General features: G+C 45.8%; 10 protein-coding genes. All 10 read left to right on the top strand.

What is annotated here, in order from left to right:
• The first annotated feature begins 172 nt into the window (after positions 1-172).
• Complete coding sequence (locus MoGM_RS11655) at positions 173-4,717, top strand: autotransporter-associated beta strand repeat-containing protein (RefSeq protein ID WP_233210287.1); 4,545 nt, start codon at positions 173-175, stop codon at positions 4,715-4,717.
• A gap of 274 nt (positions 4,718-4,991) precedes the next feature.
• Entirely contained in the window at positions 4,992-7,577 is a 2,586-nt protein-coding gene (locus MoGM_RS11650) for a hypothetical protein (RefSeq protein WP_146078730.1), read from the top strand.
• A gap of 104 nt (positions 7,578-7,681) precedes the next feature.
• Positions 7,682-8,344 carry a hypothetical protein gene (locus MoGM_RS11645; RefSeq protein ID WP_146078729.1) on the top strand — a complete coding sequence of 221 codons (663 nt, stop codon included), beginning with the start codon at positions 7,682-7,684 and terminating at the stop codon, positions 8,342-8,344.
• Between the two features lie 256 nt (positions 8,345-8,600).
• Entirely contained in the window at positions 8,601-11,462 is a 2,862-nt protein-coding gene (locus MoGM_RS11640) for a fasciclin domain-containing protein (protein WP_104370218.1), read from the top strand.
• Positions 11,463-11,565: 103 nt separating this feature from the next.
• Complete coding sequence (locus MoGM_RS11635) at positions 11,566-14,928, top strand: SusC/RagA family TonB-linked outer membrane protein (RefSeq protein WP_104370217.1); 3,363 nt, start codon at positions 11,566-11,568, stop codon at positions 14,926-14,928.
• A gap of 30 nt (positions 14,929-14,958) precedes the next feature.
• Entirely contained in the window at positions 14,959-16,722 is a 1,764-nt protein-coding gene (locus tag MoGM_RS11630; protein ID WP_158249608.1) for a RagB/SusD family nutrient uptake outer membrane protein, read from the top strand.
• A 21-nt stretch (positions 16,723-16,743) separates the two neighbouring features.
• Positions 16,744-18,852, top strand: a complete 2,109-nt coding sequence (locus MoGM_RS11625) for a fasciclin domain-containing protein (protein ID WP_158249607.1) — start codon at positions 16,744-16,746, stop codon at positions 18,850-18,852.
• 32 nt (positions 18,853-18,884) lie between these two features.
• On the top strand, positions 18,885-20,555 hold the full coding sequence (locus MoGM_RS11620; RefSeq protein WP_104370214.1) for a fasciclin domain-containing protein: 1,671 nt from the start codon (positions 18,885-18,887) through the stop codon (positions 20,553-20,555).
• Positions 20,556-20,557: 2 nt separating this feature from the next.
• Entirely contained in the window at positions 20,558-23,833 is a 3,276-nt protein-coding gene (locus MoGM_RS11615; protein ID WP_104370252.1) for a SusC/RagA family TonB-linked outer membrane protein, read from the top strand.
• 15 nt (positions 23,834-23,848) lie between these two features.
• On the top strand, positions 23,849-25,894 hold the full coding sequence (locus MoGM_RS11610; RefSeq protein WP_104370213.1) for a hypothetical protein: 2,046 nt from the start codon (positions 23,849-23,851) through the stop codon (positions 25,892-25,894).
• The last annotated feature ends 386 nt before the right edge of the window (positions 25,895-26,280 follow it).

Here is a 26,280-nt window from a genome sequence, read left to right as displayed (position 1 = left end):
GAAACTAAAAAATGACAGGGAGCAACCGTAGATTGAAAAAAATGCTTACATTTGCGGCTCGATGAAGTGTCACCGTTCTTGTGGCGTGGTACCTTGACGGAAACACGTGCCTGCCGCCACTCGATAATCCCTTATATCCTGACAATTAAAATATTAACTAACCAACGATAACATGAGAAAAAAACTATCTCTCTTACTTTTGCTCGGCATGGCGTTTGTCGGTGCATGGGCGCAGCGTGCCACGGACGTGATTGACCGTGGGCTTGTGGCCGTGAAATATATCGGCGGCGTGTATTGCAGTTGGCGTATTCCGGCAGAGGAATACTATGATGTCACATACAACATATATCGTGACGGCAAGAAACTGAACGATACTCCGCTGACGGTGTCAAACTATCGTGACAACGGCGGGACGAGCACTGCCAAATACACGGTGGAAGCCATCGTGCGCGGCAAGTCGCAGGGGCAGTGCGCTCCCGTGACACCGTGGAAGAACAACTATCTCGAAGTGAAGATGAATCACGGGGCGCTCACGAGTACATATATACCAAACGATGCCTGCGTGGCCGATGTCGACGGGGACGGACAGTTGGAGATATTGCTCAAATTCGACAACCAGAACGATATCCAGAACGGATACAAGCCGAACGGGCATAACGGTGAGTACGCGATAGTGGAAGTGTACAAGCTGGACGGCACAAAACTGTGGTGGCTCGACTTCGGACCCAATATGGCCGACTTCCAGAACAACGAGAACAATATCGTGGCATACGACTGGGACGGCGACGGCAAGGCAGAGGCCGTGTTGCGTGCCGCCGACGGCACCACCATCCACATGGCCGACGGCACTACATACGTTGTGGGAGACAAGAGCAAGAACTACCGTCCGGCAAGCGGAGGAGGCGGCGTCAACTTCTTCATGCACGACGGAGACGAGTTTCTGCTGTATCTGAACGGAGCTACAGGAAAACCGTATCAGGTGATGGAGTATCCGTTGAGGCGTCTCGAACCGGGTGAGAATGATCTGAATGCGGCCTGGGGCGACGGCTACGGACACCGCTCGACGAAGCACTTCTTCGGAGCGCCGGTGCTCGACGGGCGCAAGGCGAGCATATTCCTCGCACGCGGTATTTATACCCGCCATAAGATGATTGCGCTCGACGTAAATCCGGCCACGCACGAACTGACCGAGCGTTGGCGCTGGAACTGCAACACGCCGGGCTCGCCGTGGTTCGGACAGGGCTATCACAACTATGGTATTGCTGATGTGGACTGGGACGGACGCGATGAGATCGTATTCGGCTCGATGGTTATCGACGATAACGGCAAGGGACTCTCTACCACAGGCCTTGGACACGGCGACGCGCAGCATTGCAGCGATTTCGACCCGTACATACACGGACAGGAGATTTTCGCCTGCAACGAAGATCGTCCTGGAAACAATTTCCGTGATGCCACGACATCTAAGATTTACTATCGCTATTCGGCGACGGAAGACGACGGACGTGCCATAATGGGCAATTTCAGCAACAGCTATCCCGGCGCGCAGGGAACATCGTCACGCGACGGATCGCTGATAAGTTCGGTGACACACGCGGCGATACCTGGCGGCTCGAAAGCCGACATAGCGCAGAACATGCGTATATACTGGGACGGAGATTTGTGCTCGGAGACGTTCAACTATGAGAACGGCAAGAACACTGCCGGTGCCATATACAAGCCGGGACACGGAAAGATTGCCACGCTCGGCGGCAGTATGACAAACAACGACACGAAAGGTACGCCGTGCTATCAGGGCGACATATTCGGAGACTGGCGCGAGGAGGTGATAATGCGTACCGCGTCTAACAACATACGCATATATACCACGGATGTGGAGACTAAGTGGCGCAATTACTCATTGTGGCACGACCATCAGTACCGTCAGGCGATGGTGTGGCAGATGTGCGGTTACAACCAGCCGCCCCACACAAGCTATTTCCTCGGTGAGCTGGAGGGAATAACGGTGGCTCCCGCCCCGCTTACCATGACGGGACGCACCGAGATTAAAAACGGGGCCGTGATAGGCGGCGGTGAGGCAGACAAGCATATAATGATGTGCGAGACGGGAGACATGACAGTGTCCGTGAGCGACGGTGCCGCTCCTTATATCTTTACCGACAACGCCCCTACATGGGTACAGGGAAATGACGACAACGACAGGATCGCCACAACCGAGTACACGCACACGCTTACGGGCGGCGCTTTCACGGGCGGAATGCGGCTTGTGAAGCAGGGCGACGGAACGCTGCGGCTGCCGAAAGTGACACAGACATATACGGGAGAGACAAACGTTTGGGCGGGAACGCTCGCTTTCGACGGTACGATGCAGGCAAGCCGCGTGTGGCTCAACCGTCACGCCACGCTTGTGTCCGACGGCGGAAAGTTCATGAATGGCATCAAGGCAGACTACAATGCGACCATCGTGCCCGGCGGAAAGAATAAGAAAGGAACGATAGAGACCGATTCGCTGTGGCTTAACTTCGGCTCGGTGGTACTCTTCGACCTGTATGGCGAGGATGTGACGGCAGACGTGGTGAAAGCCAGGACGATGGTGATAGAGAAGAAAAACTGGACCAACGGTCCGGCATACTCGACTCCCGTATTCAGGTTTGTTAAGCATCCGGCCGCCGGAGAGGGAAATGTGGCCAACGGCCGCTACCTCATCGGTGAGGTGGAGAAAGTGGCGGGCAATCTCGCCGACGTGCGGATAGAAGGGCTCAACAGCCAGAAAGCCACTTTGGCTTTCGAGAACGGAAAGCTGTATGTGGTGATAGAGAACTATGTTGCCGGCGACGTCACATGGATCGGAAGCGTGGACGGAACATGGGATGTGGACGTTACGGCCAATTTTGAGGAGAAAGGAACCGGCGTCAAGCGTTCGTTCGTTCCGGGAGACAATGTTATTTTCGACGATAACGCACAGTCGGCTACCGTCAACGTGTCGGGTACGGTGGCTCCGAAGAGCGTCGTTTTCGCAAACGAGACGAAGGCGCTGACTATCACCGGCGACAGTATCGTGGGTGAGGGTACGGTGACAAAGACTGGTGCCGGAACGGTGAATATAAATAATCTGAACCGTGTGGGCAACACGGTGATAGCCGGAGGAAAGCTTACGGTGGCCTCATTTGCCAACGCGATAGGACAGGATGTCGGCTCGTTGGGAATGATAGACAAGACCATAACCATATCTGGAAACGCCACTCTCGGTGTCAGCGCGAACTCGACATCGGGGCAGACCGTCATCGTGGGCGAGGGTGGAGCGACGCTCGACATTCCGACCGGCATATCCCTGACAATGGCTTCGGGAATAAAGACGGCGGCAAGCAACGCCGTTCTTACCAAGTCGGGAGGAGGAACGCTCAATCTCGGCAACGGCAACGGTGTGTCACGTCTTCTGATTACAGGCGGAGTGGTGAACGCATCGGAGAGCGGCGGGGTGACACAGCTTCCCGCCACGGTGGAGTTCCACGGCGGCAAACTTTACGATCCTAACAGCGAGGGATTGCCCGGGACAAAGAACAGGACCAACTTCGTGGTAACGGAAGGATATTCCGGAACACTCTATGCCGACCCGAGGTGCGATTACAGCGGTACGCTCACCGGTGCGGGCACATTCTATATATATGCGGCCGGAGTGCGTAATTACTTCAAGGGCGATTGGAGCAATTTCGAAGGAACGATAGTTCCGGGCTACAGCAAGCGCGGATCGTACGACCCGTCTTTCGACTTCAACAACTCGAAAGGACTCGGCAAGGCCACATTGCAGATGAATGAGGGCATCGAGTTCAAGAATAACGGCAACAACGTGGCTGTGGCAAACATCACCGGCAAGGGAACACTGAGCGGAACGGGTATCTATATTATCGGAGGAACGGGTGAGGACATAATGTTCCAAGGCTCGATACTGTCTCCGGTGAGAAAAGCCGGAACTGGTACATGGACTTTGTCTAATACGACGATGCAGAAAAACATAGGAACGATAAATGTGGACGGAGGTTATCTGTATCTGAATACCTATAACTCGACGGCATCGCTTGTGGGCAAGAACCCGATAAACGTGAACAACGGCGGTACCATAAACGGTTCGGGAACGGTGGGTACCCTGAACGTGAACAGCGGCGGCACAATCACTCCCGGACGGACCACCACTGCCGATGTGTCGGGATTCATAGCCGCAGAGGGCAATCTGACGGCAAATACCGGTTCGGTGGTAAATCTCAATATTAAGAATGCCACAAACTCGGCCTCGTCACGCTCGTTCCTGAAATCAGACGGAACGCTGACCCTGAACGGAACGCTGAATATCAGCGTGAGCGAGAGCTACCAACCAGCCGCAGGCGATGAGGTAATACTTTGGACGGCTGGCGCATTTGCGGGAAATCCCACGTTGAACCTGCCGGCACTGCCGGAAGGCTATGAATGGGATACGGCGGAACTGTTCAAGCCAAGCGGGTTGTTGCGCGTGAAAGGTACTGACGGAATATTGTCGATAGGTTCCGCAGCCACTGTCCGTTGCCGTGTGTACACTGCCGGCGGCCTGCTTGTGGGCGAATTTGAGGCAAAAGCCGCCGATGTGGTTGCGGAAGCGCGTAAACTCGGACTGGAACCGGGCACGTATATAGTGCGTGCGGTGTCAGACAAGGCAACAGGGGCAATCAAGGTGGTGATAAGATAGGAACTCCGGATTGTCACGGATGATATAGTACAAAAAGGTTATTGTCAGTAAGACTGAATGTTAGGCGGTTGCCGGCAATAACCTTTTTTATTTAAATCACATTGCGTGCCCATTGATGCCATAGGCAAGGACCATTGACGGATGTGTGATTTTAAAGTTAAAAAAGCAAAATTCGGTGGTGTAAACGGATAAAAAATCATATATTTGCAACCGAATATTATTCATTACAACTATTATCAATTTATCTATTAACTTAAATATTAAACAAAACAAAATGAAAAAACGATTACTTTTAATGTTTGCCGCAGCTATTGGTGCGGTGGGATCGTTTGCTTATGAGGTGGGTCAGTATGTGTACACACCCAATGGCCGATTCCAAATCACCGGTAAGAACCTGTTGACAAACGGAGATTTCTCCAAGGGCATGGAAGGTTGGACAAATGCGGGCGGTGAGCCATTGTCTGCCGATACATTTGCGGTAAGCAACGACGGACCCGGCGGTATGGCGTGCCTGACGGCCATTGCGGGCGGAATACAGAAGTCTGACGGTTTTGCCACATCAACAAACTTCAGACAGTCTGTCGCGGTACAGGAGAATACCACTTATATCGTGACTTACAAAACTAAGGCTTTTGTTACGCCGCGTATCTCCTCTGTCTCGCTTGACCGTAACAATAACTATCAGAATGTGTTTGTAAATGACGATGGTTCATGGCCTATGACAAAAGGCACCGAGGATAGAGCGAAAATCAAGGCAAGCATATTCAGCTTCGGAACATGTTCAGCCGACTGGTACGAGAGAACAATGGATTACAGGGCTGATTCTGCCGTGTATCTGAACGTGTTCTTCTTTAACCTTGTCGTAAACGACTCTTATACTGACTTCGGTATATATGAAGCCAAGCAGGTAGGTGACGACCGTATAATCAAGGATGCGATAAGCCAGATCGAGTTTTATAAGAATGACGAGGCAAACTTCCCCAATGAGCGTGATTTGCTCGAAGAGCCGCTTGCCGACCTGAAAGGATTAGTGGGGGGGGATATGACTGTGGCTGACGTAGAGTCTTTCATGGATGGTATATTCGGTGAGGGTGGCCCCGTATCCGAATTCCTTAACGCCAACTCGGCAGACGCGTCGTCTTATTTTACGAACTTCACTTTCGATGACCTGGCTAAAATCAATCCCGGTAAAGGTATAGCAAAGGGCTGGACATCATCGACTGGTAATGAAAGATGGGGTGTCGCAGAGCCGAAATATAACATGACTACCAATCACCTCGTTGCTGAAATAGGTGCGAACTATGCTTTGAATACAAGTGCTTTCTCGCAAGGTCAGGATCTTCCCGCAGGCAAATATCTTTATATAGTCCGCGGTATGGCCAACAAGTATTTCCAGGACGGAAAAGGTAGCAGCAGCAACTATTATCATATAGACTTCCATTCTCCAGTTGACGGTTTGAAGTATTTTATCAATAATGATACCATCGCGATGGAGAACGTTGAGTGTGGAAGAGCCAACGTATATATGCACGTTTTTGATATTAATGAAGACGGTGTTAAGACAATCGGTTTCACATATCCGACAATAGGTCAATGCGAAACAGCAAATTATGAAGGTCACAGCGGTGGCGGCCGTATAGACTTTGACAATGTCGAGATCCGTGTGTTGGGTATGTCTGAGGCGGAACTGCAAGGTTATTTCCTTAAAGGAAAACTTGCCGCTTCACGCAATGCTCTGAGAGTGATGACAGACTCAGCAATCGTTGTCGCCGGTAAGGATATGTATGTATTCGGCAAGACTGTTCTTCGTGACTCCATCGCTGTGTCTGAGGCTGTTTATGCCGCAAATACGGATCTTACACAGGAATGTATCGACGCATTGGATAAGCAGATGAACTATATGCGTGACGCTATCCGTGCTCTTTATACTCTTAACACAGAGTATGTTCAGCTCGGTAATGATATAGCAGTGTGTAAAAACGAACTCGCAGACGAAAACCGTTCGAAAGGTAAGGAAGAGTTCGGCGCTGCCATTAAAGTAGCTGAGGATTATTACAAAGCTCAGATAGAGACAAGCCGTGACTCGGCAGAACTGGTAAGACAGGATGTTGTTTTGATAGAGGCTCGCTTGGCTTACGGTTTGGCTAATGCTTCTGTTAAAACACCGGCAGAGGTTGTTTTGGTAAACAACTCATTCCAAAAGAAGAATACCGAGGGTTGGACAGAGGACGGAGGAGCGTCTACTCCCGGAAAATCTAATTGGAAGTTCGAATCAAATGGAGATTTTACAGACGGATATTGCGCATACTTCAACAGAGGAAGAACAGCGACAGACTACAAGTGGGCTTGGCAGGATGTTGACGCTCCGAGAAACGGTGTATACATGTATGTTGCCGAGTGTGCTGTAAACAATAGTAGCTGGACTGATACAACAGGCGTACATTCTGATACATACCTGTTTATGAATAACGATTCTATTGAGGTGTATACTCCCGGAATAGGAGATGGTAACTCAATGGCTTTCCCGGGTCATGTAACCAAGTTCTCCATAATAACTAAGATTGCCGACATTAATGCGTTGGAGACTCCCGGTGTAATCCGTGTAGGTTTGGAGAAGCCAATGAGAGAAGAGAATGCCGTTCAGCTTGGTCTGATTTACTTCGGTTCTTCACATCTCTACTATCTCGGTTCTATCGAGGATTATGAGACAGGTATTTCTGATGTAACAGCCACTGAAAACATGAACCGTGGCGATATCTACAACCTCAATGGTGTTAAGGTACGTGCCAATGCAACATCTCTCAAAGGTCTTGCTAAGGGTATCTATATCATGAACGGTAAGAAATACGTTGTAAAATAATTATGATAAAAAATAAATAAGCTTACTATTGAGTTTTGGGCGGGGGAGAGGCTATTATGCTTTTTCCCTGCCTTTTTTATAAACCAACTAAAAAAACAGAGATAATGAAAAACATTTTCAGTTATATTTTTATCCTCTTGATTGGAGGATTGGCAGTGTCTTGTGATAATGGTGATGAGATGTATGGCACAGACACCGAGAAAAACCAAAAACTTGCGGCGTCAAATTCATCTACCGCAAAAGGGGCTAAGACAAGAGCTGCAACAGGAAACGACTACTATTTGGAGTTCGATATATATGATAATTATGGCGAAAAGTTTCAGACCTTCATTATATCAGAAGCAGATGGACGTGCATTCGGTGACCGGAATCCGTTCCCCTTTTATGAAGACGATGAAAGAAATCTGATAACAGTGTCGGACTATTCCCAATATGACGCTATCTGTGATGGGAAAACAAGGATTCACTTTGATGAGCGAGGATTAAGGTCGTCTGTTGCTTATCGTTATGATAATGAAAACGGTATAGGATACCATTATACTATGAATGTTGGTGATAAAATTGCCATTTGGGCAAGTAAAGAGAAATATACTTTTAATGATTTGAGAGACCATGATGGCGACGATGCTTATTTTGAAAAGGTTTCTAGAACTTTCCAATGCTACTGTATTGCAACTTTGGGCGAGAAAACACTTATTAGATACGGTAAGTATAACAATAAATGGGAAGTGTTTGTAGAAGGTGACTATCTTGCAAATCTTGAATAAACATACTTTATTACAAAGCGGGAAAGATTAACGTCTTTCCCACTTTGTTTATATATTGCGGCGAGGTGTGGCGTATGTTCAATAGTTTATTTATCATTACAGACGTTTATCCGGTTTAAAATAAAACTTGATTTTTTACAAAAAATTATTGTTTATGAATTTATTTTATATTATCTTTGTGGCTAAATCTATTAGGGGGCATTGTGCCCGTCTTGAAACTACTGCAATAAAATAATAACTTATTAATTAAAACTTTATGAGAAAACTCATCTTTTGTTTTTCTTTTGTCTGCATGGGAGTATTGTCTTCTTGTGTGGACAAGAACGAACTTGTGGATGAAGAATCGTTACCGGGATGGCTTGGCTCGAGTATATACGGCGAGTTGAAAAATCCGGATCCCGGCAAGGGACTTACCGGTTCTTTTAAAACATATCTTCGTTTGGTCGATGATTTGGGATATACCGAGACGTTGAGTCGTACGGGTAGTAAGACCGTATTCCCGGCAAACGACGAGGCTTTTGCCCGCTTTTTCGCCAGTGAGACATGGCCGGGCGTGAAAAGATATGAAGACCTTTCAGCAGCCCAGAAGAAAATGCTTCTGTATTCTTCGATGCTTGACAATGCGCTTCTCATCGGTATGTTATCCAATACAAGCTCTTCCACGGGTGTTGTTCAGGGACGTGCGTTGAAGCATGCCACATCTACAAGTGTTATCGATACCGTTACTTCATACCAGACACTTCCTGCCGTTTTGGCTGCTTACGGAGAGAATAATCCTAACTGGACAAGATTTCAGAAAGGAGTGGCCGTGGTCTCAGACGCGACAAAGCCCATGTTGGTGCATTTCACCCGTGAGTATATGCTCAACAATAGTATAACAACTGCCGGCTCTAATAACGATTTTTCGCTTATTACCGGAGGAGACTACAAGGAAGGTGATGCCTACATATTCGGAGAAAGAGTGCTCGCACAGGATGTTACCTGCCAGAACGGATATATACATCAGGTGCAGAATGTGATAACACCCCCGGGAAACATGGCGCAGGTATTGAAGAAGACTCCCAATTTGTCTCTTTTCAGCCATATGCTTGACCGTTTCGCAGTGCCGGTATTCAACCAGAAGGTGACAAATGACTATGCCGATTGGTATAATTCGCAGAAAGCGATAGGTGCCATACCGGCCGACCAGATGGCTCCCGACTCGATATTTGAAGTCCGTTACCAAAGCCGCTTGTCACAAGGAAACGCTGCTTTTGATAAAGATGTGAATGGCGCTGACGTGATAAATGAATATCTGTTGAATCTTGATCCGGGATGGAACGAGTTTTATGTGGCGCCGACGCAAAGCGGTCAGCCTGAAACATTCCTTACGGATCTTGCCGTGGCATTTGCTCCGGAAGATGAGGCTCTGATAAAGTATTTTACAGAGGATGAAGGCAAATCTATAATAGATACTTATGGCTCATTGCCTAATACGAAAGAAAACTTAAAGCGCAATCTTGACGATGTTCCGATGAATATCCTTGCGAAGTTCATATCCAATATGCTGAGAACTTCTTTTGCCGCGGCAGTTCCGAGTAAGTTCAACTCTATCGTTGATGACGCAAAGGACTTGATGGGTATAACACTTGATGACATCAAGAAAAAGGATGATAACAGTTATGATATAAAGATTGCCAATAATGGTGTTATTTATACGACCAATAAAGTGTTTGGCCCGAAGGCTTATGTTGTGGTCTCGGCACCGGCTTTGTTCAACAAAGAGATGCACATGATAAACTGGATCATACAGAATCAGACGTTTAATAACGCATTCGCCCTTGGTTTGGACTTTTATGCCTATTTGTTGACGACATCGTCAAACTATGCCTTGTTCCTTCCGACTGACAAGGCTTTTGACGCTTATTATCTTGATCCGGCATCTTTGATAAAGAGAAACGGACAGTTGATAGGTTCTCCTTATGTATATCATTATTATTATTCTCCGACTTCCAAGTCGGGTATAGGTGTTTCCAGGTGGAAATATGACATACAGACAGGTGTCGCGTCTGACTCCGTCATATTCGAAATAGAAGGTGCGGCGAACCAGACAAACTGGCCTGTTGTCAAGTCACACCTGTCTGATATCGTGCAGTATAACACTGTGGTATTGAAGGATGGCGAGGTGCTTGGAAACAATAAGTATTACAAGACCAAGCACGGCGGTACTGTTATAGTGGATATGAACAATAAGACAGTCGTGTCAGGAAACCAGATTAATGGCGTGATGCCGGTATCCAACATAACGGAAGAATATATCCAGAAGAACGGTCGTTCATATTCGGTAGACAGGCTTATACACGGCCCGACAAAGAGCGTGTACGGTGTATTGAGCGAGAAACCGCAGTTTAGCGAGTTCTTCGAGTTGTGTAACGGTTTCGATGATGATATTCTTGACTGGGCCGGAATTTCCAAATCGAAAGATCCGCAAACCGGTATTTATGCCGTTGACAGATATAAGGTATTCTACAATCCTAACCAGCGTAATGCGAAAAAAGGGTGTATAGACCTGAATGTGAAATTCTTCAACAGCTATAACTATACTGTATTTGCGCCTAATAATGAGGCGATGAAGTTCGCTTATGAGCATGGACTGCCTAAGTGGGAAACGGTAAACGAACTGTATGTCAAGTTTGCTGAACAGGAAGAAGAGACGGATGATGCCATAGAGGCTAAAAAAGAGGTTAGGGCCATGGTTGAGGCAATAAAGGCTTTTACACGTTATCATTTCCAGAATACTTCCGTTTATGTTGACAATGAGGTTGAGACAGGTAATTTCATTACATTCTTTGTCAATGACAATAGCATAAGTCAGGAATTGAGTATAAGTGGCGGCAACGGACAGATAATAATCAGGGATGCCACGGATGAGCGAAAGGTAATATCGGCGTCGACCGGTCTTGTCAATGAAATGACCCGGGAGTTCGAGTTTGTCATGGAAAATACTTCCAAGGCATCATATGCAAGTTCGTCTTCGTTTGCGGTCGTTCATGAACTTACGAAACCTCTGAGCTATAACAAGGCTGTTGATTACAGCAAGGGAAGTACAGAAGTTTCCGCTTCAAAGAATCACAAGTAAATCGCAAGCCGAGAGCAGAAACAAAATTTATTTTGACTATGCCGAGGCGCTGCATTTATTGTAGATTAATAAATCTAAAATAATAAAAGTAAAGATATATAATATGCCAAAGATAAAATTAATGCTTACTGCCATTTTGCTTGTCATGGTACAGGCTGTGATGGCGCAAGGGCAACGAATATCAGGTACGATAACAGATAATTTCGGACCTGTTATGATGGCGAATGTTGTTGAGCGTGATGCCAACAACCGTATCGTGACGGCAACGGTGACGGATGTCAACGGTAATTTCTCTATGGTTGTCAAGAATCCGAAAAACAAGTTGGTTATTTCCTACGTGGGAGCCAAGACGAAAGTATTATCCATCGGTACACGTACGAAATTTAATGAGAACCTCTCTTCGCAGACAACAGTGCAAGAAGTGAAGGTCGTTGCAAAGCGCAAGTCTAATTCCGGCGGTCTTTCCATTCCGAAACGCGAAGTCTCCGTGGCTCAGCAGACAATGGATATGGCCGATGTTGAAGGACTTTCCTTCACCAGTGCCGATGAGGCATTGCAGGGTAAGATAGCGGGTCTTGATATTGTGGTCGGTTCCGGTAACCTCGGTTCCGGCACCCAGATGCGTTTGCGTGGCGTGACATCAATTAATGGTAATAAGAATCCTTTGATTGTCGTTGATGACCAGATTTATGACGCTCCTGATTTTGATGTTGAAAATGCTACTGACGAAGATTATGCTTCTCTGCTTTCAGTGAATGTGGAAGACATACAGAGTATCACGGTCCTTAAAGATGCCGCTTCCACTGCCATTTGGGGATCGCGTGGCGCAAACGGTGTAATTGAGATAAAGACAAAGCGTGGCGCACGTGGAAAGACAAGGGTCAATTTCTCGTATAAGTTCACCGGCAACTGGCAGCCCAAGGGATATGAGCTTCTCAATGGTGACAATTACTCCATGCTTATGAAGGAGGAAATATATAATCCGACGCAACAGTCTGACGCTACGATTAATATCAATGAGTTGAACTATGTAAAGAGTTGGGGCGACTATGAGAATTGGAACAACAATACGGATTGGGTAGACGCTGTCACCCAGTTCGGACAGATGCATAGCTACAACCTGAACCTCACGGGTGGTGGATCGAAAGCAAACTTCCGTATATCAGCCGGATATGACCATCAGACGGGTACTATCATAAAGCAGACGTTGAATCGTTTTACGACACGTCTTGCCCTTGACTATTTTGTAAGTGAGCGGATCAAGTTCATGACAACATTTGCTTTCACTTATACCAATAACAATAAGAATTACAGCGACTTGCTCGGTCTGGCTCAGAAGATGGCCCCCAATATGAGTATCTATCGTCAGAATGCCAACGGTGAGGATACGAATGAATATTATATAATGAATCCAAGTTCGGGCGTACGTAATCCGTCATCGGAGGAGTTGAAGGATATACGTGCTCTTGGCAATCCTGTCGCAATAGCAAATCTTGCATTTTCAAAAGAGAATGTCTATCGTGTAAACCCTGATTTCAGTCTGCAATATGAATTGCTTGGAATAGAGGAAGGAAAGAGCCGTCTTACATATAGGGGCGACGTGTATTTTGATATTTACGCAAACAGCAAGCCCAGTTATTATCCGGCGGAGTTGTCAACAGACAACATGGATTCAAAGAACTATAACAGGTCGTATAATTTGGAAAGTAACTCAATGGGATTTACTTTCACCAATGACCTTACTTTCACACCGCATTTCAAGAATGAAGACTGGACGGCAACAATGAAGTTCCGTTATCAGATAAAAACAAGTACGAGCAGCCAACAATATGAGACGGGATATCTGACTCCTCCGGGACTCGACATTCCATCCTTGGGTGTGCTTATTGATGATGGGACAAGTAGCAGTACCGGCAAGTCCAAATCGCAAAGCTGGAGCTATACGGGTCATTTCTCTTACAAGAGCCGTTATTCACTTGGCGTTACGTTGCGTGCAGACGGTGACTCAAAATTCGGTCCTGAGCACAAGTGGGCTTATTTCCCAAGTGTATCCGGACGTTGGAACATTATTGACGAACCGTTTATGAAACCTATTCGTAAGGTAGTCTCGATGCTTGCTTTCCGTCCCAGCTGGGGTAAGGTTGGTAATGCGCCGAGTTCGGAATCTTTGTTCTACGAGGCATATAACACTGCCGCCGGAAACTATGGTACAGGTTCCGGTGCTCCCACGACAACAATGTTGCGTTTGAAACTTGATAACCTCAAATGGGAAACAACGACAAGTTATAACTTAGGATTTAACCTTGGATTGCTCGACGATAAGATTGAGGCTGAGTTTGAATACTATAAGAAGACAACAAAAGACTTGCTGATGAAAGACGTGCGCATTCCTTCTACCGCGGGTTATGCAACCTTGGCATATTCGAATGTCGGCGAGATGAGCAATGAGGGATGGGAGTTGAACGTAAGTCTGAATAATATCATAAAGGCAGGTAAGTTCTCTGCCAGTGCCAATATAAACGTGTCTCAGAACTTCAATGAAATCACTGAGATGGATGACAAGGTGTTGGCATCCGTAAATACGGAATGGTCGAACAAGAACGGACTTTATCTGAATCGTGTCCAGGTGGGTAACCCGCTCGGTTCTATTTACGGTTACAGATATAAGGGAGTTTATAAGTATTCTTATGAGTATTTGATAAATTACAGAAAGGAACATCCTTCTGAATTCCCGACCAACGCCTCTTTTGAAAATTGGATCAATCAGCAGCTTGCGGCCGGCAATACTGCGCCTGTGGCAAGAGACAAGAACGGAAAGGTGCTGATGAATGCAGACGGGACACCTATGCACATGGTCTTCGACTATGCCACAAGAAACTATGAGTTCAAGGGTGGTGACGCTATTTATGAGGATGTCAACCATGACGGACAGATAAACAGTCTTGATGTTGTTTATCTTGGTAATTCGATGCCTAAGGTAAATGGAGGTTTCGGATTTACTTTCCGCTATGACAGGTTTACATTGCGTACCAACTTCAACTATCGCTTCGGTAATAAAGTCGTGAATTTCGCGCGTATGGAATTGGAAAAGATGTCAACGGCTTATAATCAGTGCGCTACTGTCAATTACCGTTGGCGTAAGGATGGAGATGACACTCCGATACCGCGGGCAATGTATGGTAATGAGGTCGCTTTCAACTGGATGGGTTCCGACAGATATGTGGAAGACGGTTCTTTTGTCCGTTTCCAATATGTGCAGTTGACCTATGACATGCCGAAAACGATGACAAAGAAGTTAGGTCTTAACACATTCAAGATTTACGCTTCTGCAAATAATCTTTATTGCTGGACCAAGTACAGCGGTTCTGATCCGGAACATTCAGCAAGTGGCTGGGGATTTGCCGAAGATAAGGCAAAGACACCTCGTGCTAAATCGTTCACGCTTGGTATTAATGTAGGGTTCTGATAAACTTGAATTTTAGAAAAGATGAAGACAATGAAAAAATATATATTATTCATATTGTCCGGGTTCTTGACAACATCTTGTATAGACACTGTGGTATTGCCGGATGACATTACTATCGGTGAAGACATGTGGAAGAGCAGGGATGATGTGTCGGCCATGGTTAATAGCGCATATAAGGCCATGTGCTCGGAAGGTGTGATAGAGCGTTGCATCGTGTGGGGTAGTTTCCGTTCAGACGAGTTGAATCCTATCGTGCAGACGTTCAATAACGGCAAGGAAACAGCTCTTAGAGACATAAAAGCCGGTAACATGACCCATAACAACCTGTATGCGGATTGGGCGAGTTTCTATAATGTGATCAATAAGTGCAACCTTGTATTGGAGCGTGCTCCCGGTGTGGTGAACATAGACCCGTCTTATACGGTAAACACATTGAATACTGACAGGTCGCAGATGCTTGCTTTGCGTTCGTTGTGTTATTTTTACCTTGTGAGGGCTTTCCGCGATGTGCCGGTTACGCCGGGTGCTTATTTTGTGAGCAGTCAGAATTTTGAGATACCCCAACAGGCGCCTATTACCGTATTGAACAAGTGTATCGCTGATTTGGAAGAGGCGATAAAGACACCTCTGTCACCATTAGGATATACAGACTGGCGCCGTGTAGGTTATCTTAATCGTGAAGGTATTGCGGCATTGCTTGCGGATGTATATTTGTGGAGAGGCTCTATGACCCATGATGCCGGCGATTACCAGAAGTGCGTTGAGTATTGCGATGTGGTTCTCAATTCAAAGAAGCAGTCGACTTCTGACGATTTCATGTTGCAGGATCGTAAGTGGCCCAACCTCATATATAATGGCTCAGAAGTATATCGTAACGTGTTTATTCAGGGTAATTCCCGTGAGAGCATCTTCGAATTGCAGATGGACGGACGTAATGATGATAATTTCGGTCTGCGTAACAGTTATTGGAATTATGATGATAGGGCACGTTCGAATGGTTTGATGAGAGCGTCGTTAAATTTCAATGAAGTCGGAGATGATTACATTTATATAAAGGATAAAGATTACAGATGGTATGAGAGTTGTTATAATGTGAAATCTTCCGATCAGACGGAATTGGATGTGTTCAAAATGGTATCAACCCAAACTACAGGTAATGATGAGACAACCCAAAAGCCTGTGACATCAAGAGTCGCACGTCCCTATGCCGATGTCGGCCAGAACTGGATTGTCTACCGTTTGTCCGATGTGATGCTGATGAAAGCGGAGGCACTTGTACAGCTTGCGCCTGAGGCAGAAGTCGCTCAGGACGATTCGGAGAGTGAGGTGGAAGAAGCGGATGTCTTGCGTACAGCATTTACTCTTGTCAATGAAGTTAACAAGCGTTCGCTTGCTCTTACTACTCTTGGTGATGCCGACACTTTGAAATTCAGCACATATAATACCAAGGCCGCAATGGAAGAGTTGGTGTTGGCAGAGCGTTTGCGTGAGTTGTGTTTTGAGGGTAAGCGTTATTTCGATCTGATGAGATTCAATTACCGTCACGTAGAAGGTATACAGGCAGATAAGATTTTAGCAAATATCAGTTCTGACGCAAAAGCGATGGTAAAGAATTACGGACCTATGATGGATCTAATGACAAGAGGCATGTCTGAGGGAAATGCCGCCGCAACGTTCAAGATGCCGACAGAACCATTCCTTTATTTCCCTGTATTGAATAGTGAGATAAAGGTCAATTCCTTATTGAAGCAAAATCCTGCGTATAAGGAGAATGATGCTTATGTGAAGAATTAATAATGACAATTAATTATGAAAATGAATATATTTAAATCATTGTTAAAGGCTGCGGGGGCATTGTTCTTTCCCGTTTGCCTTACCATGTCATCTTGTAGCGAGGACATCGATGAGTCAAACCTTTATACTTTTACCGGTGAGACAATTGAGGATTTTCTCGTAAATAACGATACGGCATTCAGCAATTTCAATTATATATTGAAGAGAGCGGGCTACGACAGAATATTGAGTTCTTATGGAAGCGGCTCACAGCAATATTATACATGTTTCGCTCCGAATAATGCGGCAGTGGAGAGATATATTGACAGCCTCTATAACGATAAGGAGAGTAAAATAGAGCATAATGGAATGACTGAGAATTCCATTGAAGGCCTGTCGGACAGCCTTTGCGCCGATATTACATTATTCCATATATTGGGAACAAAGAAGCTGACAACAGACATGAACGCTTCTGGTGTCAGGACCCTGCTCGGCCGTACCGTCACGACAACGACACGGGCTGACGGTCTTACGGTGTTGAATGAAGTGGCCGCTATAATCATGCGTGATTATGAAGTGGAGAATGGTGTCGTACATGTCATTGACCATGTGATACCTCGTTCCAATAAGACCATTGTCAGAGAGTTGCAATTGGATACCGCCAGATTCAGCATCTTCTATAAGGCGTTGGAGGCAACAGGACTTATTAATGAGTTGGATGCCGTGAACAAAGAGCTTAAAGCAGAGAAACCGGCTCCCGTGAGTGGCTATTATACTCCGACAGAGTGCAAGGTCGGCTTCACGGTGTTTGCCGAGACAGATGCCGTGTTTGCCAAAAACGGTATCCATACTTTTGACGATCTGGTTGAGAAGGCGAAGGAATGGTATGGAAAGTCCGCTTCCGGAGATAAGAGAACAGAAACGGAAGGCTGGTATGATTATTACAGGAATAACGGTATAACAGTCAGTACAGGTAATGATTATACGAAAGAAACCAATGTGTTGAACATGTTTATGAGATACCATATCTTGAAGGCGGCGGTGTCCAAGGATATTTTGGCCTTGGATCACAATACGGTAACTGGATATGGATATAATGGAGACGTATATGACTATTATGAGACCATGCTTCCCAAGACATTGATGAAGACGTGGAAAGTGAAGAAAGAGAATAAGATTTATATCAACAGATATGTAGAGAACAACACTCTTACCGATGGAGTGGAGACACTCGGTTCGGATGGAATGCACAGGCTCATATATAAAGGTTGTAAAATACAGACAGACTCATTGATAGCCCCTCTTAACGGTTATATATATCCGATAGACGACATTCTGCTTTATAATTCTCAGGTTCCTATGGGAGTCCTGAATGAGAGAATACGTATTGACGCATTGACCATGCTTCCCGAAATATGCACAAACGGATTCCGTGGAATGCACACCGATGAGCTTACAGTGTTGAATGGCGGTAAAGGCGCCGGCCGTGTGCGTTTCCCCGTGGACTATTTTGATAATGTCAAGGTTTATAACGGCAATAATACTCAAATCGACATGAATATTATTGCAAAGACCGGCGACAGTAACTACTCATTATATAGGGGAGACAGTTTCCAGGGTATGGGTATATTTGACTTTGCGATCAAATTGCCGCCGGTTCCGGATGGTCTTTATGAGCTTCGCATAAACCTGGATTGTATGATGCACGGTACGATGCTTCAATATTATCTCGGAGAAACACCGGACATATCTTCAATGCAGCCTCTCGACATCCCGCTGGATATGCGTATACCGCAAAATGATTTTAATGATCCTCGTGTGGTGGATATGGGATGTGTGGATATCTATGCGGATCCCGATGCAAAAGAAGACAGAGGCCTTGAATCGGACAGGGTGATGCGCACCCATAAGTACATGAGGGCACCACTATGTATATGGAGACAAAATGATAACAGTATTGTTTCACGATTCAAATTACACCAGCTTCGCAGAATATTGGATACCCGCGATTTAAAACAGCAGGATTATTGGCTTAGGTTGAAGACCGTTCTTGATGACGGTAATAAGGAACGTAAGTTCCAGATTGATTATGTCGAGTTCGTGCCTGTTAATGTAGCGCAGAATGATCGTTATCTGGAAGATATGTATTAATCTTGGTTCTAAAAATACTAACAGAAATTTATATGAGACGAAATAAATTGATATATTGCATGATGGCGGCAGCGACAATGTTTGCCGCATCATGTTCTGACTTCGATGATTACAACGAGGCCTATACGGGCGGTAATACTGAAAGTCAGCAGACTCTTTGGGATAATATCTCAGGGAACCCGGAGTTGACGCAGTTTGCCGAACTGTTGAAAAAAGGTGGTTATGATGAGGTTCTCAAAAGTTCACGTTTTGTTACAGTGTGGGCGCCGAAAGACGGAACATACGATAATACATCGTTATTGGCGATGGACAAGGAAACTCTGGTGGAGAGGTTCATTAAAAATCATGTGGCCAACTACAACTATAATATCTCTACCGGTGACGAACGCCGTGTATATACCCTCAATGAGAAGTCAATCATTATGGAGAACAACACTTACGGCGGATTGAATATCGAAAAGAAGAATATCCCGAGTGTGAACGGTATTTTGCATATTATCGACGGTTATGCGGAATATCATCCGAATATATACGAATATATATTTGAATCGGGAAGTGACAGTCTGGCTTCTTATTTCAAGCATTTTGAATACTTGTACTTTGACGAGAGCAAGAGTGTCATCGGCCCGATAGATTCGTTGGGTCAGCAGACATACAGTGACTCTGTCATAATAAAGAAAAACAGGCTTACGGACGAGCGTACAGGTCTTCTCAATGCAGAACTGACAAATGAGGACAGTGTCTATACATTGCTTATACCCACAGATGAGGCATATAAAAAATCTTATGACAGAATAAAGAGCTGCTATACCTATCCGAGTGCCGGAAAGATCGAGTATCTGCCATTGACGGAGGATATGGTGGGACAGGCGTTGCCTGTGACCGTGCAGTCCGAGTATGTGTCAGACTCACTTACACGCTTGAGGATCGCAGGCAATCTGCCATTCACTCATACCAACAAGTATAACTCATGGATGCCGGAAGTCGACAATGGCAATGTATGGCAGAGTGATACACTGTGTTCCACTAGATGGAATTTGCTGTCCAATGGGCCTGAAATCCTGTCGCATACGGTCGGTGACGTGCTTAAAATGAGTAATGGATATGTTCGCATAGTCGATACTCTTGCCGTTCATCCATGGGAGTCATGGTGTCCCGAGATCAATGTCGGTATTTTCAGCCAGGATGTTCGCCCGTTGTATTCCGGTTGTACTCCTCCGACTAATTTTAATGTTGTTGGCGGTACTTACGGCCCTGATATCCAACGGTATCTTCTTTTGGATCCGGTTAATGACAGTTCCAGGCCGGAAATGTATTTCAAACTTAACAACGGGGTGAGGTCTGCGGCATATAACGCATATGTCGTATTGTTACCGGAAGTTTATGGTGAGAGTGAAGAAAACAAGATTACTCAGTTTGACGTTAATTTCAGTTACTTCGGCGAAGGAGGTAAGATAGTGGAAAAGAAGTTTGCCAAGCTCATTACCGATTCGGTAAATTTGGGTAAGGTTGATACGTTCCATGTGGGAGAGATTGTATTCCCTTATTCTTATTCGGCAACGGAAGCTTATCCTTATCTTCACTTGCGAATAAACCGTAACAAGTATAACAGCAAGGAGAAGAATTATACCAACAGACTGAAAATAGCCGGTATTATTCTCCGTCCGGTTGAATATGACGAATACTTAAAAAATGAAGAATGATTATGAAGAGCATTATATTTAATATTAAGAAGTCGTTTCATAGAAACGCTTTCTGCCTCATTGCAGTAGGTTTGGCCATGCCTGTATTCGCTCAGGACGAACTTGCCGGTGACGAGGTGGCAGCCGCTCCCAAGCGTCCTAAGGTTGAGCAGGAGAAATATCAGTTGAAGACTGTAAAGGGAGTTATTCTTGATGAAGTCACTAAAAAGCCGTTGGGCGGTATACAGGTGAAAGCACTCGGTAACAGCCGCTACACGGCAATGTCCGACGATGACGGAACATTCACTATAAAGGTGCCGGTGTTTACCACCTCATTGTATGTCTATGCACAGGAATTTTCTGCCCAGCAGGTAGGTATAGACGCTGATAAGGAGGATGGACTTGTCGTGTATATGCTCAGCGACAAGTTCCGCCCGATGTATAATGACGGAACCTCAATAACAGCGTCACGTGATTTTACGGCGACAGGAGGTCATAATTTCACGATAGATACGGAAATAGAAAACCGTCTGTCCGGAGATCTCCGTTCCATACAACGTTCGGGAAGTGTCGGCATTGGTAACAATATGTTTATCAGAGGTCTTAACTCCATCAATGCCAGCTCTCAACCGCTTGTAATCGTAGACGGCGTTGAGATGGATATGCAGCTGGGACGTGAAATGTTGCATAGCGGCAACGTTAATAATATGCTGGCGAATGTTATGCCTTCGGATATAGAGAAGGTCACTGTGCTCAAAAACGCGACGGCTCTTTACGGTGCCCGTGGAGGTAACGGTGTTATCCTTATTGACACCAAGCGCGGTCACAGCATGGCAACCCGTATCGATGCCAACATATCTGTCGGCCTGAGTCTCGTTCCGAGATTGCAGAAGATGATGAATGCCTCACAGTACCGTAATTACGCGACAGAGATATTGGGAACGATTGACGGTATCGACAAGAACACCCCGTCTCTTAACTTCCTCAACGATGATCCCAACGGATACTATTATCATACATACCATAATGATTTCGATTGGCAGGACGCTGTTTATCATACGGCTTTGACCCAGAATTACAGTATTAACGTGCAGGGAGGAGACGATGTCGGCATGTATAATCTTTCTGTCGGTTATGTTGACGGCGAGAGTACCGCGAAGGGAAATGACTATAACAGAATGAATGTGCGTTTCAATACGGATATTGATATTTTGAAGAACTTGAAGACAAAGTTCAACATGTCTATATCCCGTACAACGACAAACTCCCAGAACGATGGCGTGCCGGAAGATTTTTCCAAGGCGACACCTACTTCTCCCACGTTCCTCGCCGCAATCAAGTCGCCTTTGGTAACTCCTTATCAGTATAATACCCATCTTGGCGGATTTTCAAGTTTGCTGAGCGAAAGCGACGACCTTTTTGACGCTATCGGCAAGGGCTATTCTTTGGCCAATCCCGTTGCCATATTGGAGAAGGCTGAGGGTGTGAACAGGAACTATACCGAGAATACATACTTCCAGGCAATGATTGCGCCTACATTGAAATTGGGTCGTGACTGGTCTGTTACAGAAATGTTCAGCTATGTATTGAACCGTAATTCACAGCGTTATACCCGTCCGAGTACCGGTGTACCCGGATTTGAACTGAAAAATCTTGGCACGGTGTACAACCAGTTCTCCACATTGTTCTCGAACGAAAATAATATCGTAAGCGACACAAGAGTCGATTTCTCCCATATCTTCGGTGCGCACACGTTAAGCGCTTATGCCGGTTTCCGTTATAATTACTTCTCGTTCGACAGTGATGCCATGAGCACACAGTATACGAGCCGTCAGGATGACAAGAACCCTCATATCTCGGCAAGTTCTTCCGATATAAACACTTCCGGCGGCGCAAATGATGTATGGAAGCAGATTCAGTGGTATGGCAATGTTGACTATAACTATATGAACCGCTATTTCCTTACTCTTTCATTGCTGGGTGAGGCGAACAGCCGTTTCGGCGTGGAATGTGACGGTCTTGACATGTTCGGTACCAAATGGGAGCTTTACCCGAGTGTACAGGCCGGATGGGTTGCCACAAACGAGAAGTGGTTTCCTAAGAATGCAGGCATCAATTACTTGCGTATCAATGCAGGATATGATGTCAGCGGTAATGACGATATCATGAACAATGCCGCACGTACCGTTTATGCCATGACAAAGTATAACGGTTTCCCGGCCTTGCAGTTGGTAAACATAGGTAACGACAAGATCCAGAGCGAGAAGACACATAAGTTCAATGTCGGTTTCCAGAGCTATTTGCTCCACAACCGTATAGGCGTAAGTTTCGATTACTATATTCATAAGACCACCAACCTGCTTACAATGAAATCGTTTAGCGATCCTATTTCCGGCATAAACAGTTACTGGACGAATGGGGGTGAGTTGAAGAATACAGGTTTTGAGGCCGCGGTATCGGTGAAGCCCGTTGTATCAAAGAACTGGAATGTAGAACTTGGAGCGAGTGTCGGCCATTACAAGAATGAGGTGACCAAACTGCCTGACGGAGATTATACATCTTCAATATATGGCAACAACAACATTCTTACATCCGTCGGTAATCCCGTGGCAATGTTCTATGGCTATAAGACTGCCGGCGTGTTCGCGGATGACGCAGCGGCTAAATCGGCAGGTAATGGCGGTTATCTTTATATTGAGGACAATACCGGACAACGCCACGACTTCAAGGCCGGTGACGTACATTTCGTAGACAAAGACGGTAACGGCATTATAGACGGTAACGACCGGTTTGTCATCGGAGACCCCAATCCGGATATATACGGAAATATCTTTGCCACCGTGAACTGGAAGAATTTTACTTTGAGCATGAACTTCAATTACAGTCTCGGTAACGATGTGTTCAATTACCAGCGCATGATTTTTAACTCGGGAAGCAACTTCTACAATCAGCAGGTTGCCATGACAAACCACTGGCGCTATGAGGGACAGGTTACCGATATGCCGCGTGTGATGTTCAACGACCCGATGGGTAACAATAGATTCAGCGACCGTTGGATTGAGGACGGAAGCTATCTTCGTCTTAAGACGTTGAAGTTGGCATACCGTGTTCCGGTGAACTTCACATGGCTGCAAGGACTCTCCGTGTGGGCAGAGGCGGTGAACCTCTTCACGTTGACGAAATATCTGGGCAATGATCCGGAGTTCAGCATCAACAATGGTGTGATGTATCAGGGCATAGACTGCGGCAACCTCGCTCAGGGCCGTGCGTTTACATTAGGAATGAAGATAAACCTCTAAACAAAATCAGGAATTATGAAAAAAATTATATTGTTTTTTGCCGGCGTGATGACACTCATGGTCTCGTCATGTGATGACATGCTTGATGTGGATGGCGGCCGTCAGGTGGAAATGCCGGAAATAAACCAAAAGACCGACTCTCTGTTTTATGTGGCAGGAATCATGCAGGCCATGCAGCAGGCAGCCGAGGTTTATGTGATTCAGAATGAGATGCGTGGCGATCTGGCTACGACAACGGTCCATTCTGACAGGAACTTGCAGGAGCTGGCAAACTTCTCAGCCACTACCACCAATAAGTATGACAGCGCATACGTATATTATAAGGTCGTGAACAACTGCAATTATTATCTCGCTCATCGTGACACCGCTCTTTACGACGGGGCATATAATGTGACACTCGACGAGTATGCGGCTGTTCTGTCATATCGTGCATGGGCTTATTTGCAGCTTGCCCGTACTTATGGGAAAGTCAAGTTCTTCACTCATCCTTTGACTTCTCTTTCACAGATAGAGAACGACAACTCTCCAATGTTGGATATAGAAGGTATTGTAAACGAGCTCGCTCCACAGCTTATACAGTTCCGCAACTCAGGTATACCTTATAGTAACTCTATATCTAAGTTGGGAGATTATGAATTTATTTGGGAGCGTTGCTGCATACCTGTAAATGTCATTCTTGGAGAGCTTTATCTTGAGGTGGGACGTTACTCCGATGCTGCGAAATGCTATTATGAGTTCCTGTTCCGCAACAAGATTCTTGCCGAGGATATGCGTTCGTTTTTTTATATAAGGTATACAGGTGAAATCGTGGATCTGCCTAATGATTTCACTCCCGGAGGTGTTTCCGGTATGACATGGATAACGAGGATCAATAATGTGTCAACAACCCTGTCTTCTGTCAACGGTACATCATCGGGTGCGATTACATATATCCCGATGGCGGATAAGAGTCTGAACGGATATACGACGGAGATACCCAAGTTGTTCGGTTTTGATTATTATTACTATAATTCACACCCCGAATCAGAGCAGATTATTGACAGCGTGTATCTTAAGAACAAGCAGATTGTGGCTTCCGATGTATATAATCTTCTTGCTGACAGTGCCGATTATTATTATCAGACAAACGATCCCATCGACCCGCAGCTCAGTGTATTGAAGAGAGTGGGAGACATGCGCGCCCGCGCTCGTATAGATGTTATCAACCGTGATAATGTAAGAGAGGAGATTTTGCAGACTTATATTACCAAAAAGGCTTTGCCCCGTGTCGTACTTTACCGTCCGTCAACCATCTGGTTGCATTTGGCCGAGGCTTTGAACCGCATGGGATATCCTGATGCCGCCTTTGCCATATTGAAAGACGGCATTACGGATAATATGCGTTCATATCAGTATGTGCGCGATGAGACGTGGAACATGCTGACCACGGAAATCCCTTTCTGCTCTAATGATGGAAGAAGCGAGCAGTCTCAGCTTTTCAGCGGAACGGGCACAAATCATAACTATGGTATTCATCGCCACGGATGCAGCGACCAGTACGGTATATCCGGCGATAAGTCTCTTTACAAGATGTCTGTTGAAGTGGAGAAAAAGATTGCCGAGCTTCAAGATATTTTCGACGGGGAGCAGTGGAATGTCAGTGTAGTGGATCGCGCCGCAGACATTCAGGCTGTCGAGGCTGAAATTGATGCGGTTGGTAATGACGCTTCGATGAGTGATGAAGAAAAGACCCGGAGGTTGAAAGAGCTTGACGCACGGCTTGCGAAACTCAACAAGGAGTTTAACAGTCTCGGTAAATGGAGCCTGCAAGACGTAATCAATGCGGTCGAAGACATCATCTGCGACGAGTATGCGATGGAATTTGCTTTCGAGGGCAGCCGCTTTGCCGACCTTGCGCGCCTCGCGCGTAATAAGAACGGTAAGGGAACCGGTGGCTATTCCGGAAGTCCGGCCGGTTACGGTGCCAATTTCGGTGGTCGTTGGCTGGCCAAGAAACTTGCGTTCAAGAATCCTGTCAAGGACCTGACGGTTGAAAGCAACTGGTATTTGGATATGAAATAAAATCCGGTTGTCTGAATATATAAAAGAGAGTCAGGTGCACGAGCCTGACTCTCTTTTTTCTGTTTTTGCGCTTTTTCCCAAGTGTGGTTTCTGTTTGCTTTCCCTTTTCGTCTTCCCTTTGCTTTTTATGCCGTATGCTTATTATTGCTTGCGGTCAAAGTTTTGTATGCCTGTGTTAATGTAAACATTATTCGTATGTTTCACTATCATGCCGTTGTTGTATATTTATGCAAGAAAAGCCGTTTTGCATGTGGCGAGACTTTGATATTTGATATGTATGGCGATGATGATATGATGGCAGACATACTTTTTACAGTAAGTATAGTGGTTGCGATGCATTTAGATACCCATTGCATTGCAATGGGTATCTAAATGCATCGCAACGA

Origin of the sequence: Prevotella sp. MGM1, from assembly GCF_002933775.1 — a bacterium.
In the GTDB taxonomy this organism is placed as follows: Bacteria; Bacteroidota; Bacteroidia; order Bacteroidales; family Bacteroidaceae; genus Prevotella.
The sequence above is the reverse complement of the archived record's forward strand: the minus strand, read 5'-3'. Positions and strand labels throughout refer to the sequence as shown.

What these genes read in the sequence shown, in the direction of transcription:
- MoGM_RS11655 (WP_233210287.1), top strand. Translation starts at nt 173, where the DNA reads ATGAGAAAAAAACTATCTCTCTTACTTTTGCTCGGCATGGCGTTTGTC.
- MoGM_RS11650 (WP_146078730.1), top strand. Translation starts at nt 4,992, where the DNA reads ATGAAAAAACGATTACTTTTAATGTTTGCCGCAGCTATTGGTGCGGTG.
- MoGM_RS11645 (WP_146078729.1), top strand. Translation starts at nt 7,682, where the DNA reads ATGAAAAACATTTTCAGTTATATTTTTATCCTCTTGATTGGAGGATTG.
- MoGM_RS11640 (WP_104370218.1), top strand. Translation starts at nt 8,601, where the DNA reads ATGAGAAAACTCATCTTTTGTTTTTCTTTTGTCTGCATGGGAGTATTG.
- MoGM_RS11635 (WP_104370217.1), top strand. Translation starts at nt 11,566, where the DNA reads ATGCCAAAGATAAAATTAATGCTTACTGCCATTTTGCTTGTCATGGTA.
- MoGM_RS11630 (WP_158249608.1), top strand. Translation starts at nt 14,959, where the DNA reads ATGAAAAAATATATATTATTCATATTGTCCGGGTTCTTGACAACATCT.
- MoGM_RS11625 (WP_158249607.1), top strand. Translation starts at nt 16,744, where the DNA reads ATGAATATATTTAAATCATTGTTAAAGGCTGCGGGGGCATTGTTCTTT.
- MoGM_RS11620 (WP_104370214.1), top strand. Translation starts at nt 18,885, where the DNA reads ATGAGACGAAATAAATTGATATATTGCATGATGGCGGCAGCGACAATG.
- MoGM_RS11615 (WP_104370252.1), top strand. Translation starts at nt 20,558, where the DNA reads ATGAAGAGCATTATATTTAATATTAAGAAGTCGTTTCATAGAAACGCT.
- MoGM_RS11610 (WP_104370213.1), top strand. Translation starts at nt 23,849, where the DNA reads ATGAAAAAAATTATATTGTTTTTTGCCGGCGTGATGACACTCATGGTC.